The organism is Flagellimonas alvinocaridis (genome assembly GCF_004916895.1).
Taxonomy (GTDB): Bacteria; Bacteroidota; Bacteroidia; order Flavobacteriales; family Flavobacteriaceae; genus Flagellimonas; species Flagellimonas alvinocaridis.
The window spans coordinates 36,229-49,818 of the sequence record NZ_SNTZ01000003.1; the positions used below are offsets into that span (position 1 = coordinate 36,229).

The following is a 13,590-nucleotide window of genomic DNA, read 5'->3' on the forward strand; positions in this document are numbered from 1 at the left end:
CAACAAATTGCCTGTGGTCGATGCGACACCGGTTCCTAAAAAGTCTCTCCGATCTTTTGTTCAGATTATCTACTCTTAATCTGTGTGTTGTAAAATGCTGCAATCAGGGCACCTGTGAGCCAAGCAATGATAAATGTCTGGACAATGCCAATAAGTGCCTCCCAAATTGGCACGTCTACCCGTATTATACTGGTAGTGTCCAAGCCGTGCAGCAGGCTGTTGAAAAAGGTTATGCTTCCTTCTTGTCCTGCTGTCGCCAAAACAATCATGCAGCCGGCGTAGAGGATTGCAGCGGTCAGCCCCATGGCAAAACCGAATTTTTTTACATTGATACGATTCATGATTCTTGTTTTAATGTTTATTGTTGTTATTATTCATTTATGAGTTTGTTCATGTGCAAAAACCAAAGTTGGAGTCAATGGTTGCGCTCAAGGCTCTTTTTGTATTCCATTTTATTGTGCATGGCCTTGGCGAGATCCTCGTGTTCTAACGTGTGATCACAAAAAGAATCGGTCAAAAGGCTGTCCGAAGCAATGACCGGCATAAAATGGTGGGTGGTCAGTAGCATAAGGTCAGGATATCTAGTAATCATATCGCTCAATTTGTTCGCTAGTATGGTATCCTTTGCTGCTGCTTTTACGAGTTCGTCCACCATCATTCCCATGGCATGGTCGTTATCCATCATGTTGGCAATGTATTTTTTGCCCAGATCGTGATTTTCGACAAGTGCGGACAATACCTCTTCTTGCTGAGAGTGGTCCTCGAGCATATCCTTTACAGAACTACCCTGTTTTTGTGAGCAGGCCGAAATGAGTAAAGTAGCCAATACCATTATGCCTGTCTTATAAACTTTTATCTTCATTTTGACTTTTTTTAGTAATTAATATTTGCCCTACATTCCTTAATTTGATTTCAAGATCTTTTTTGATTCTTCATATTCCTCCTTAGAGATTTCGCCATTGGCGAAGCGCTTTTTTAGAACTGAAAGTGGGTCTTCCTTCTTTGATTTTCTGTAAGGGATGTCATATGGCACCAAGAATATCCATATCAAGAGGATCAACCATATGACCCACCAGATGACGTGCATGCCGCCCCAATGTCCGTCGAAAAAATGCATAGTTTTAGTTTTAAAGGTTATACATTACTTGTTTTCGGACTATTTGTCCGATTGTAAAAGTTTCTTAGATTGCTCGTATTCTTCTTTGGAAATCTCGCCCTTCGCGAAGCGGATTTTGAGCAACATTAGTGGGTCATCTCCCTCAATCTCTTCATAGGAGGAACTGGTTGGGGCAAAGAAAATCCAGCCCAATGCCACAATCCAAATGGCCCACCAGATCAGGTGCATGCCCCAAAAAAATCCATCTTTGTAAAACATATTTTTAATTTGAAGGTTTTTATGATTTTAACTAATCTCTGCTATGGTATAGCCCTCAAGTTTGTTGAGTTGCCCTTGCAGTTCTTCTACCGTAAGCTTCTTGTTCATTGTTACAATGGTTGCGCCCATAGGCTGTAAAAAAACTTCTACTTGCTCTACTTCAGGATGTTCTTCCAAGGTCTTCTTGATTCTTGTGATACAGCCACCGCAGCTTATTCCGTTAATTTGATATCTGTACTTCATTTCGAAAGTATATTTTAATGGTGCCGATGCCCCCGGTGATCTTCTTGGGTCTCAGTGGAATCTTGCTCTTTGTCATGATCATGGTATTTACTGTTATCAGATTTTCCATGATCACCATGCCCGTGACCACCGTGAGGTATGAAAAGGTGTATCAAAAACATCACGATGATAAAGGAAAAAAGCCCATTGTACCCTGTAATGCCAAATGCAGGCGCAAAAAAAATCAACAATAGCGGGAGACCACAACCGATGACCATCCAAATCCAATGTCCTTTCATGATTTTTATTTTTTCGTTACCTATTATGTGTTAATGGTGCTCAGAATGGTCATCTCCTTTTGATTTCATTGTACCATCATCCATCATTCCCATTCCTTCCATATCCATTCCCTTTTCCTTCATCATATTCATGCACGACTCCATACAATCATTGCTCATCATCCCTTTGTCTTGCATCATTTGCATCATTTCGCCCATCATCTCGCCATCCTTTATCATTCCGTTCATCATGGAATGCATCATTTGTCTGTTGCCCATCATTTGGTTCATCATGGTGCTGTCGCCCATCATCATTTGCATGCCTTGTCCCTTCATCATGGTGCCCATCATTTTTTTGTTTCCCTGCATCATTTGCATGGCATGGTCGCTCCCTTGCATCTGTTCCATGAATTCCATCATATAATCATGGTTTTGTACCAGATCTTTAAGGATCTCGCTTCTGGTTTCCTCGTTTTGAAGCAAGGTTTGTACATCGGTTGATTGTTTGCAACCGTTCAAGGACAAAAGCCCTATCACAGAAAAAATAATTACTAAATTTCTCATTGTATATGAATTAAGGATTAATCGTCAATTGGCTGATTTCAGAAAGGATTCGATTTTGGTGATCTCCTCTTCCGTCAGATTGGCCCTAACCCGCATGTGCAGGCTTATGGTTTCCCAATCGGTATCGTTGTAATCCGCGGGTGAAGGGGCAATATGACATCGGTTGCACACCTCGCCCCAGAGCTGCGCCCCGGATTTTTCAATTTTGAAATCCACTTCACTCCCCGCCACCTCGGTCGCGGTATCCGTCGCAATGGGTTTTTTATTGGAGGAGCAGGCGACCATGATCGATGCCATGACGGACAGGATTATTGCTGCTTTAAAATTCGTTGTTGTTTTCATTTCACTTTCTTTTTTTGATTTTAAAATCCAATGGCCCAATGCACAAACAATCCATTGGTACGGGTCGTGCCATCACTGTCATGACCACCTTCCATCTTGGTGGTTTGATAGCTGAATTTGACCACGGAACGCCAACTCAGCCAATAGTTCAAACCAAAAGCGTACTGCGTTGACTTCTCTTCCCACTCCGCTCCTTCAGGTGCGTTGAAATCGGAATATCGACCCACAAATTCGAGTTGCTTTATAAAGTCGCTTCCCGACATGATGGGGCTATAGCTCAATTGTGTATAAAAGGAGCTGCTTTGGTTGTCAAAGGAGTAAGGTTCAGAAATCCCATCTTCGATTTCATAGTAGGTGGCGGTATCCACATTGGAACTGTTGTACTGGGCCTTGATGTCCACAACCCCTTGTAAGGGGGTGATCGATTTTACATAGGAAAGATCCAACGCCCAAAGAAAGGCACCCACATCCTTGTAATCTGAGTCCTCTGCACCTGTACTGTTGGTGGTATAGGCGGAAATCCCCCATTCCATGGATGAATCCGAGAGCGGGAGTAGGCCGATCCTGCCACCCAAGGCCTTGGCCTTGTTCACATCTTCATAATAACCGAAATCCAGCATACCTGCTTCTTCAGGCTCCTCACTTCCATCTTTGATGCGCGGACCGTTGGTCACATAAACCGCATAGTTCAATTTGGGACCGCCCAGATCGAATGCCCCCCTGAGTTCGACGCCGATATCGGAGGCCGGTGCAATACCGTCGTGACCAAATCCAAGGGGTCTGCTTGGAAGTCGGTTGATCCATGCAGGGTGCAAACGCTCCATAAAGGTTCCAAAGGGAAGCAGGAATTTACCGGCCCTTACGGTCATGTGCTTGTTGAGCACATACATCACATCGGCATATTCCAGTCCCGTTTTCAATTCATTTCCTTCGAGCTCAAACTCCAGTTCGGCCTCGAACATGAGCTTGTCGGAATGCTTGTAGAGGAATATAGGGGCGAATGTGGCCCCTAAAAAGGTGGATTCTTGTTCACCACCGGTATCCAAATATTCAAATCCGGTGTGTCCGTAACCACGCAGCATGAACTGCGTCTTACTGGGTTCAAAGGTGTTGTAGGTCTGGGCCAAAGCCGAAGATCCCAACCCTAAGATAATTAGGGTCATTAGTAGTTTTTTCATTTATTCAAGGTTCTGATATAGTTGATCAATTCCCATCTTTTGTTTTCGGGAAGTGCGGTTTCATAGGAAGCCATTGGGGGCTTACCATTGGTCAATTTCCAGAATAGGGCACCATCCGTTTGGGACTGCACCTCGGTACTGGTCAAGTCGGTGGGTTTTGGGGTCAATCCGGCTCCGCCCATGCCGTCCCCTTTGCCCTTGGCCCCGTGGCAGATCACACAGAGCATTCTAAAGGTCCGTTTGCCGCTTTCTGCCGCCGTGGCATCATTTTTTAAGGGATTGTTCAAATTGTCCGCACTGGCCGGGGCTTCCCATTGGGTCTGTGCTCTGGTTACCTGTAGAGCCAAAAGAGTCATTAGGAACGTTAGCATTATGGGTATCGATTTTTTTTGTGTAAGTTTCATTTTATTATTTATTAGGTTGTTGCGTTAAAACTACTGTTTGACCTGACAGGCCATCTTCATAATATTCCTGGATTTCTATATAATTTCGTCAAGAAAATCCCTTTGCCACAATTGTCCGTTTTTGTAATCCGTCATGCTCATCCCCATAATTTCCTTGAACTGTCCGGATAAATGGTTGACGCTGCTGTAATCGAGCATATAGGCGATATCGGAAAATGAATATTGTCCCAGTTGGATGAGCTCCTTTACCTTTTCGATCTTGAGCTTGATAAAGTACTTTTCGATCGTGATGTTTTCATTTCTGGAAAAAACCTTGCTCAGTACTTTGTAATCGCGATGCAATAAATCGACAAGGTAATCCGAGGTGTTCCCTTTGTGGTTAATCGGGACGTTGGTCACTAAGGAAATCAAGCCTATCTTGATTTTCTCAACGATCATTTCCTCTTCGCTTTTGGCTATTTCAAAGCCATTGGAATGTAGGACGTCCACGACTTTTTGGTCAACTTCGGCAATCCCTATTTCAGGAGCATTTACCGTAAGTTTTCCGAGTTCAAGGGATAGTACCTCAATGCCCGATTCATGCAATTCTTGTCTTATGACCTTGAGGCATCGCCTACAGACCATATGCTTTATCCAGTATTCCTTTTTGGAATCCATGGCGCCTGAGTTATTGTTAAGCGTAAATAATATCGGGTCAAAACCCGATAGGAGAATCGATCAGGATATGCCGTCGTGGAGATAGCACACGACAAAAAAGGTCAATTAGTGGCCATGACCAATGTGAAGAGCGAACGATTGCATTGACGTTCCGCCAGTGTAAAAATCAAATTAGGAAAGTTTCATGAAGGACAAGGAGATCCTGTTCGATCCACGGGGGATCGTAGTCTTTAAAAGGGATTACGTTTTCCTGTAGCCCTTCGAAACAATCGATATGGTAAAAGATAAAGGCATTAAGAAATACAAGTGTGCCGAAATCAAGGTCGAAGGAATGCACCATCAGGTCATCCTTGCCAATATTGGCATACGTATCGGTGCTGCAGCAATCCTTTTGCTCCAAAGAACACTTCCTTGAGGTGTCTTTGGGATTTTGAAGCTTTTGGTCGCAGGGTTTTGCCTTGCCGGTCACAGAAAAACTGACCAACTTGTTACAGCAAAAATGGGCACTCGATGCAAAGGAAGTGATACTGATCAATACCGAACAGGCCAAGAACAGAGACAATATTTTCGAGACGACTTGCTTCACTTCCTAAAGTTACTAAATTTTGTTTAACCTTCTAAAAATAAAACGGTTATTAATAACGCAAATATCTATATTATAACTGTTTGTGTGCAATTTCAGAAGGATTCTGTTCCAAAAGTAACGTATGGGATTCGGAAAAAACATGACAAATATCAGGTTTTCCAAAAGTGCTATACTTGGGCCATTAGAAAGAACAGAACATGGTACCGGTATACAATAAATGACCATCGGCCGTCCAACCATCGGATTCGGTATTGGGCAATTTTAGGTCCATTAGGGTTTATTTAAAGGCAATGGTTCCAAATTTGATCGGGTTGAAAATACAATGCTATTGGTCAGGGATTCATCCGTTGCCAATAAGGAGGGCCTTCGAACCACGATGTGCTTTATACCGTCCCGGACCGGATACGATGGTCGTATAAATGATTGATGGTCAAAAGTATGGGGTGCCATGGTCGGTACTTTGAAAAGCAGGGGCTTTATGCGGAATCCTTGTATAAATTGTGTTAAATTTAATGAGGTTGTTAAAATTTTTGTAGTTTTGTAACCGCTTATGAGAATATTTTGGTTCAAAATATTATCTTGTTTTATGGCACTCAACGTGCTGGCATCCACCTTTTCCTTTGCGGTGGCACAACACTATTGTGGGGAAGATCTTGTTGATTTTTCCTTCTTCGGTAAAGCGGAATCCTGTGGAATGGATATGCAGCAGCCATCGGATTCACACCAGCACAAGCTGCAGAAAAAACAGTGTTGCGATGACGAAACGCTTTCCGTACAAGGAAATGGGGATCTATTGCTTTCCGTTGAAAATTTAAGTGTTGGGGAGCATCAGTTCCTGGTTGCCTTCACGTACAGTTACATCAATCTTTTTGAGGGATTACAGGAAAATATAGTTTCTGTCGTACATTACCCTCCGCCCCTTTTGGTCAAGGATATTCAGATTCTTGATCAAACTTTCCTTATTTAAGAGCATATCGATGACGTTTGGCCGTGCTATGGTTTTTGGCATGGCCCTAGGTATTTATTGCCTTTGGAACATTTTCATTATTTCCAACACAATAAACTCATGATATGCTTAATAAAATCATAAAATACTTTTTAGAGAACAAACTGGTGACCGTTCTCGTTTTAATAACGTTGGTTACCTGGGGGATTGTCACTTCCCCCTTCAATTGGAATACGGGCTTTCTCCCAAAAGACCCGGTGCCCGTGGATGCCATTCCCGATATTGGGGAAAACCAGCAAATTGTTTTCACGCAATGGCCCGGGCGATCGCCACAAGATATCGAGGATCAGATTTCTTATCCAATGACGACCTATTTACTTGGAATTCCAGGGGTGAAAACGATCCGTAGTTCATCCATCTTTGGATTTTCCAGTATCTATATCATTTTTAATGATGATGTGGAATTTTATTGGTCGCGCTCCCGGATCCTTGAAAAATTGAATTCACTTCCCGCAGGGCTGTTGCCCGATGGGGTAACCCCGACTTTGGGTCCTGACGCCACGGCATTGGGACAGGTATATTGGTATACCCTGGAAGGAAGGGACAAGGATGGGAACCCTACAGGAGGATGGGATCTGCACGAAATACGGACTGCCCAGGATTTTTATGTGAAATACGGGTTGAATGCCGTGGACGGGGTGTCCGAAGTGGCTTCGATCGGTGGTTTCGTCCAAGAATATCAAGTGGATGTAAATCCAGATGCCCTGAAAGCCTATAATATTCCTTTATACAAGGTCATGGAGGCCGTACGGAAGTCGAACAGGGATGTGGGCGCCAAGACCATTGAAGTCAATCAAGCAGAATATTTGGTCAGGGGCTTGGGATATGTCAAAAATACGGAAGACATAGAAAAGGCCGTGGTTGACGTCTTTGACAATGTCCCGGTTCGGGTCAAGGATATTGGGGTGGTCAGCTTGGGACCGGCCACACGAAGGGGCGTGCTCGATAAAGGGGGCGCCGAAGTGGTAGGTGGCGTCGTGGTCGCCCGTTATGGTTCCAATCCTTTGGCGGTCATCAATAATGTGAAGGACAAGATCAAGGAAATCGCACCCGGTTTGCCCAAAAAGACATTGGCCAATGGTGTGGAAAGCCAATTGACCGTGGTCCCGTTTTATGACCGGACACAGCTCATCCACGAGACCATAGGTACTTTGGAAAATGCCCTGTCCCACGAAATACTGATCAGCATCATCGTTGTACTGGTACTTGTCCTCAACCTGAGGGCCTCTGTGATCATATCCAGTCTATTGCCTGTCGGGGTCCTAATGACCTTTATTGTCATGCAATATGCCGGGGTAGATGCCAATGTGGTGGCCCTTTCCGGGATAGCCATTGCCATAGGGGTGATGGTGGACGTGGGGATCGTGTTCGTCGAGAACATTATCCGTCATTTGGAAATGCCCGAGAACCATGGTGCCAAGGGCAAGGAACTCATTCAGGTAATATATAAGGCCACCGTGGAAGTGGCCTCGGCAATTACGACCGCATTGGCGACCACCGTCGTGAGCTTTGTGCCTGTCTTTGCCATGCAATCGGCAGAAGGGAAGCTATTTAGGCCCTTGGCCTTTACCAAGACCTTTGCCCTGTTGAGCGCCTTTGTGCTGGGAATCGTTGTGCTTCCGGCATTGGCCCATTTTGTAATGGGGGTGGATTATGACAAGAAACGGGTGCGACGGTTTTGGTCCATTCTATTGATATCCACCGGGCTTATTTTTGCATTTTATGCCCAGATGTGGTTGCCATTGGTCATTTCACTCATTGGGTTGAACAATTTGATGGAACCCAAATGGCCGGAGCACTATAAATCGTTTCCCAACTATATCAATTTGGGACTGACCGTTTTTATCGCTTCCTTCTTCCTGACCGAGGAATGGATGCCCTTGGGACCCCAAAACGGTATTGTGGTCAACTACTTTTTTGTGTTGTTCCTAGTGGGCATTATCCTGGCCGCTTTGATGGGAATCGTACATTTCTATACCCCGGTCCTAAAGTGGTGTCTGGAAAACAAAGGAAAGTTCATGCTCATCCCATTCGTGACCCTGTTTTTTGGGGTATTGGTTTGGCTGGGGTTCGATAGCACCTTTGGAATCGTGGCCAAAGGCTTTGAATCGGTAGGTTGGAAAAGTGTCAGACAGACCTCGGGATGGCAGGCAGCTTCCAAGAGATTCCCGGGAATAGGATCCGAGTTCATGCCATCGCTCAATGAAGGTTCGTTCCTGTTGATGCCGACATCCATGCCGCATTCAGGGGTGGAATACAACAAAAGGGTGGTTGGACAGTTGGATATGCTCTTGGGAAGCATACCCGAAGTGGACTTGGTTGTCGGTAAACTCGGTCGCGTTGAATCCGCACTGGACCCTGCACCCATTTCCATGTATGAGAACATCATCAACTATAAACCTGAATTCATTGTGAATGAAGACGGACATAGGGTCCGTTATAAAGTAGATCGAAAGGACAGGTTCATTACCCAGCATAAAGACACTTTGACCAATGAGGAGGCCTTGCAGTTAGGGATTGCCGAGAAGGACCTGATCGTGGATGAGGACGGTGAGTTTTTCCGAAACTGGAGGCCCCATATCAAATCCCCCAACGATATCTGGGATGAGATCGTAAAGGTCACCAAGATCCCGGGCATAACCTCTGCTCCCAAATTACAGCCCATAGAAACCCGGTTGGTGATGTTGCAGACCGGAATGCGCGCTCCCATGGGGATCAAGGTTTTTGGTCCCGATCTGAAGACCATCGAGGATTTTGGGATGCAATTGGAAGGTATCTTGAAGGAAGTGCCCTCGGTCAAGGCAGAAGCCGTATTCGCCGATAGAATAGTGGGCAAACCTTATTTGCACCTCAATATCAACAGGGACGGGATATCCCGATATGGTTTGAACATTGAAGATGTGCAGCAAAGCATCGAAACAGCGATCGGTGGGATGAAAATCACCTCCACCGTTGAAGGTAGGGAACGTTTTCCCGTGCGGGTGCGCTACCCGAGGGAATTGAGGGACGACCCGGAATCGTTGAAGAAAATTTTGATTCCCACACCGGTAGGGGCGCAAATTCCCTTATCCCAAGTGGTGGATTTTGAATATGTCCGCGGGCCTCAGGCCATCAAGAGCGAAAACACCTTTTTGGTGGGCTATGTGCTTTTTGATAAACGGGACGGTTTTGCGGAAGTCGATGTGGTGAACGATGCCCAGGAAGCCATCCAGAAAAAAATCGATGCAGGGGAATTAACGGTTCCCGCCGGAATAAGCTATAAGTTTTCTGGGAGTTATGAGAACCAAATCAGGGCAGTGAAAAGACTGTCCATTGTCATACCGATCAGTTTGATCGTGATTTTCTTGCTCCTGTTTTTTCAGTTCAAGACGGTCATCGCATCCTCCATCCATTTTTCCGGAGTTTTTGTTGCTTTTGCGGGAGGTTTCATAATGCTCTGGCTCTATGGTCAGGATTGGTTCATGAATTTTGCCATTTCAGGGGTCAACATGCGGGATCTGTTCCAAATGCACACGATCAATTTAAGCGTTGCGGTTTGGGTTGGTTTTATCGCACTTTTCGGTATTGCCACCGATGATGGTGTCATCATGGGTACGTACATCCACCAGGTTTTTGAGGAAAAGAACCCTCAAACCGTACCGGATGTAAGAGCGGCGGTTTTGGAGGCAGGGAAAAAAAGGGTCCGTCCCGCCATGATGACGGCCGCCGTGGCCATCATCGCCCTTTTGCCCGTGCTGACCTCTACCGGAAAAGGGGCCGACATTATGATTCCCATGGCCATCCCGACTTTTGGGGGAATGGCCATTCAGATCATGACCATGTTCGTGGTCCCGGTACTCCAAGCCTATTGGAGGGAAACAGTCATTATAAATCGCAACAAAGCATTGAAAAAAATACAGTAAAATGAAAAATGTATTGACCATCATATTTGTCTTGACAAGTATCCTTTCCAACGGCCAGACCTTGGAGGATTACTTTAAGGTAGCGGCTGAGAACAATCCAGGGTTGCTTTCACAGTACAAAGATTTTGAGGCGGCGTTACAAAAAGTACCGCAGGTGAAGGCTTTACCAGATCCAAACCTGTCCTTTGGGTACTTCATCTCCCCGGTCGAAACCCGGGTAGGGCCCCAAAAGGCAAGGTTTTCACTGACTCAGATGTTTCCTTGGTTTGGAACCTTAAAGGCCCAAGGTGATGCCGCTGCACTTATGGCAGAGGCCAAGTACCAGTCTTTTTTGGATGCCAGGAACAAACTTTATTACGAGGTTTCAGCAGCTTATTTTCCATTGTACGAACTTAAGGAGTGGGTACGGATCGAAGAGGACAACATTGCCATTCTGGAATCCTACAGGACGGTTTCCAATACGAAATTCAAAAATGGCTTGGGATCATTGGTCGATGTCTTAAGGGTGGACGTGCTTTTAAAGGAAGCCCGGACGAATCTGGGTATCCTTAAACATAAGGAAATCCCCCTTTTGGCGTCCTTCAATAAACTATTGGACCGTAAGGAAGATGAACAAATAAACATCCCTGAGACCTTTGGGGTCAATGTACTGCCCATTGATTATGTCAAAGATTCCTTGGTAGTGGACCATCCGCTCTTGAATTCCCTGGAATTAAAGGTCAAGGCTGCAGCGGCATCCGAAAGGGCAGCCCTTAAACAAGGCCTGCCAAAAGTGGGGGTCGGACTGGACTATGTAATGGTTGATAAGCGTACCGACATGGTGGTTCCCGATAATGGCAAGGATGTATTGATGCCCATGGTTACCTTGAGCCTGCCCCTATTCAGGGGTAAGTACAGGGCAGCCGAAAAGGAGGCCCAATTGATGCAGGAAAGTTATGCACTGCAAAAAAAGGAAGTCACCAATACATTGAAGACCAATTATGAAATGGCCGTTTTTGACATAAGGCAGCAGACGGATTTGATTTCCCTCTTTGATGAACAGATCATGGAATCGGAACAAGCACTCAATCTGTTGTTCACAGCCTATGGGAATTCCGGGAAGGACTTCGAGGAGGTGTTACGAATGCAGCAACAATTGTTGAAGTATACTAAATTGAAAATAAGCGCATTGACGCAATATGAAATAGCGTTGGCCAAGTTTAACTATATCACGGCAAAAAAATAATCAGATGAAATCAGAAACACAAAAAATAGTAAAAATAGCCTTGTCCACCTTGGTTCTTGGACTTTTGCTGGGATGGCTATTGTTCGGGGGCTCCAAGGGCAATGCCACAGAGGAACACCAACATACTTCGGAAGTATCGGGAGAAACCATTTGGACCTGCTCCATGCATCCCCAGATCAGACAGACGGAACCGGGAGATTGTCCCATTTGTGGGATGGACTTGATCCCTTTGGAAAATGACAACGGTTCGGAACTGGACCCCATGGCCGTTAGCATGTCGAAAACCGCCATGCAGCTTGCCAATGTCACTACGGAAATCGTGGGCAAGACCGCCCCGGTCAAATTGATCGATCTTAATGGCAAGGTGGAAGCGGATGAACGATCGATCTATTCCCAATCTTCCCATATTCCCGGCAGGGTGGAACGGCTAATGGTGAATTTTACAGGGGAGTATATCAAGCAGGGGCAGATCATCGCCTATATTTATTCCCCTGATCTGGTCACTGCACAAGAGGAACTTTTTGAAGCAAGAAAGGTGGCGGACACCCAACCGCAGTTTTTTAATGCCGCCAAGGAAAAATTAAAAAACTGGAAGCTTTCCGACAACCAAATCGCACAGATACTTCAATCCGGGACCGTTAAGGAGGAATTGCCGATACATGCCGATGTTTCAGGCTACGTTACCGAAAAAATGGTAAACCTTGGCGACTATGTCAACAAGGGCAAGGCATTATATCAAATTGCCAACCTGAACAGCGTTTGGGTACTGTTCGATATTTATGAGTCCGACATGCCCTGGGTAAGAAAAGGCGATGAAGTGGTCTTTACCATACCCTCGCTCCCGGGCGAAAACTTCAAAGGCAGGATTTCCTATATCGACCCGGTGATCAATCCCATGACAAGGGTTGCCAAGGCCAGAATCGAGATCGGGAACACCGGTTTAAGGTTAAAGCCGGAAATGTTCGCTTCCGGAACCGTAAAAGCAAAACAGCCCATTGCATCAGAAGCGATAACCATTCCTAAGTCGGCAGTGATGTGGACCGGGGAACGTTCTGTGGTATACATCAAGAATACCACATCCAATGGGGTGAATTTTGTGTTGCGCGATGTCACCTTGGGACCATCGTTGGGAAATGGTTTCATTGTCAAGGAGGGGCTGCAAGAAGGGGATGAGATCGCGGTAAACGGGACCTTTAGTATCGACGCGGCGGCCCAATTGGCCGGGAAACCGAGCATGATGAATCCTGAAGGTGGGCCCGCCATGACGGGACATAACCACGGAGGCATGAAGATGGGGGATGACAAGGGTACAGGCGGTAGCGATCATTCGGAAATGGATATGGGGGATCCCGGCTTGGAAAACAAAACAGACCATTCTGATATGAACCAGCGAATGACGGCGACAGCGACTTTTAAAAACCAATTAAAACAGGTGTTGAGCGCCTACTTGGAGTTAAAGGATGCGCTTGTCAATGATAATGCCGCCAAGTCCAATGCCGCTGCAAAAAAAGTGTTGTCGGCCTTGGAACATGTGGATATGAAACAATTGACGGACAAAAAGGCGCACGGCCATTGGATGACGATATCGAAGGAAATCTCCAATTCGGCGAATTCCATTTCAAAGATATCGGATATCAAAGCCCAACGCGATCATTTTAAACATCTGTCCGCCCATCTATCCAAAGGTGTCAAGCTTTTTGGGGTCGATCAAAAGATATACGAACAGTTTTGCCCGATGGCCGATAACAACAAAGGTGCCTATTGGTTGAGTACGACCAAAGAGATCAAAAATCCCTATTTCGGAGAGGCTATGTTGACCTGCGGTGAAATCACCGATGAAATGTAATTGAA

At 45.5% G+C, this 13,590-nt stretch carries 16 protein-coding genes; 4 read left to right on the forward strand and 12 right to left on the reverse strand.

The genetic code is table 11. The features are described 5' to 3' along the window. Positions 1-65: 65 nt before the first annotated feature. The 12 genes from EZV76_RS07720 to EZV76_RS17760 form a co-directional block, all read right to left on the reverse strand. Positions 66-341, reverse strand: coding sequence for a DUF5676 family membrane protein (locus tag EZV76_RS07720; protein WP_036378938.1), 276 nt, complete (start codon positions 339-341; stop codon positions 66-68). Positions 342-415: 74 nt separating this feature from the next. Continuing rightward, a complete protein-coding gene (locus EZV76_RS07725; protein WP_036385892.1) occupies positions 416-862 on the reverse strand; it encodes a hypothetical protein in 447 nt (148 codons plus the stop codon). A 39-nt stretch (positions 863-901) separates the two neighbouring features. Next, complete coding sequence (locus EZV76_RS07730; RefSeq protein WP_036385890.1) at positions 902-1,117, reverse strand: SHOCT domain-containing protein; 216 nt, start codon at positions 1,115-1,117, stop codon at positions 902-904. Between the two features lie 39 nt (positions 1,118-1,156). Then, the gene (locus EZV76_RS07735; RefSeq protein WP_036385889.1) at positions 1,157-1,375 is read right to left on the reverse strand and encodes an SHOCT domain-containing protein; all 219 of its coding nucleotides are present in this window, start codon (positions 1,373-1,375) and stop codon (positions 1,157-1,159) included. Positions 1,376-1,402: 27 nt separating this feature from the next. After that, entirely contained in the window at positions 1,403-1,618 is a 216-nt protein-coding gene (locus tag EZV76_RS07740) for a heavy-metal-associated domain-containing protein (protein WP_036385886.1), read from the reverse strand. 14 nt (positions 1,619-1,632) lie between these two features. Then, positions 1,633-1,896: a hypothetical protein gene (locus EZV76_RS07745; RefSeq protein ID WP_081894146.1), complete on the reverse strand. Its 264-nt coding sequence runs from the start codon at positions 1,894-1,896 to the stop codon at positions 1,633-1,635. Positions 1,897-1,926: 30 nt separating this feature from the next. Further along, positions 1,927-2,439 (reverse strand): hypothetical protein, encoded by a 513-nt coding sequence (locus EZV76_RS07750; protein WP_136565989.1) that lies wholly within the window; start codon positions 2,437-2,439, stop codon positions 1,927-1,929. Positions 2,440-2,463: 24 nt separating this feature from the next. Beyond that, positions 2,464-2,736, reverse strand: coding sequence for a cytochrome c (locus tag EZV76_RS07755; RefSeq protein ID WP_036385885.1), 273 nt, complete (start codon positions 2,734-2,736; stop codon positions 2,464-2,466). 65 nt (positions 2,737-2,801) lie between these two features. Next, positions 2,802-3,959 (reverse strand): putative porin, encoded by a 1,158-nt coding sequence (locus tag EZV76_RS07760; protein WP_136565990.1) that lies wholly within the window; start codon positions 3,957-3,959, stop codon positions 2,802-2,804. Next, positions 3,956-4,363 (reverse strand): c-type cytochrome, encoded by a 408-nt coding sequence (locus tag EZV76_RS07765; RefSeq protein WP_136565991.1) that lies wholly within the window; start codon positions 4,361-4,363, stop codon positions 3,956-3,958. Before EZV76_RS07765 ends, EZV76_RS07760 begins: the two co-directional genes overlap by 4 nt. Before the next feature lie 75 nt (positions 4,364-4,438). Further along, positions 4,439-5,020: a helix-turn-helix domain-containing protein gene (locus tag EZV76_RS07770; protein ID WP_136565992.1), complete on the reverse strand. Its 582-nt coding sequence runs from the start codon at positions 5,018-5,020 to the stop codon at positions 4,439-4,441. Between the two features lie 166 nt (positions 5,021-5,186). Then, positions 5,187-5,606, reverse strand: coding sequence for an HYC_CC_PP family protein (locus EZV76_RS17760; protein ID WP_439107732.1), 420 nt, complete (start codon positions 5,604-5,606; stop codon positions 5,187-5,189). 550 nt (positions 5,607-6,156) lie between these two features. On the opposite strand from EZV76_RS17760, the gene EZV76_RS07775 reads away from it, so the two are divergent. From EZV76_RS07775 to EZV76_RS07790, 4 genes are all read left to right on the forward strand, one after another. Then, positions 6,157-6,573 carry an HYC_CC_PP family protein gene (locus tag EZV76_RS07775; protein ID WP_036385878.1) on the forward strand — a complete coding sequence of 139 codons (417 nt, stop codon included), beginning with the start codon at positions 6,157-6,159 and terminating at the stop codon, positions 6,571-6,573. A 104-nt stretch (positions 6,574-6,677) separates the two neighbouring features. Next, entirely contained in the window at positions 6,678-10,514 is a 3,837-nt protein-coding gene (locus EZV76_RS07780) for an efflux RND transporter permease subunit (protein WP_136565993.1), read from the forward strand. A 1-nt stretch (position 10,515) separates the two neighbouring features. After that, entirely contained in the window at positions 10,516-11,739 is a 1,224-nt protein-coding gene (locus EZV76_RS07785; RefSeq protein ID WP_090294896.1) for a TolC family protein, read from the forward strand. A 4-nt stretch (positions 11,740-11,743) separates the two neighbouring features. Further along, complete coding sequence (locus EZV76_RS07790) at positions 11,744-13,585, forward strand: efflux RND transporter periplasmic adaptor subunit (protein WP_036385873.1); 1,842 nt, start codon at positions 11,744-11,746, stop codon at positions 13,583-13,585. The last annotated feature ends 5 nt before the right edge of the window (positions 13,586-13,590 follow it).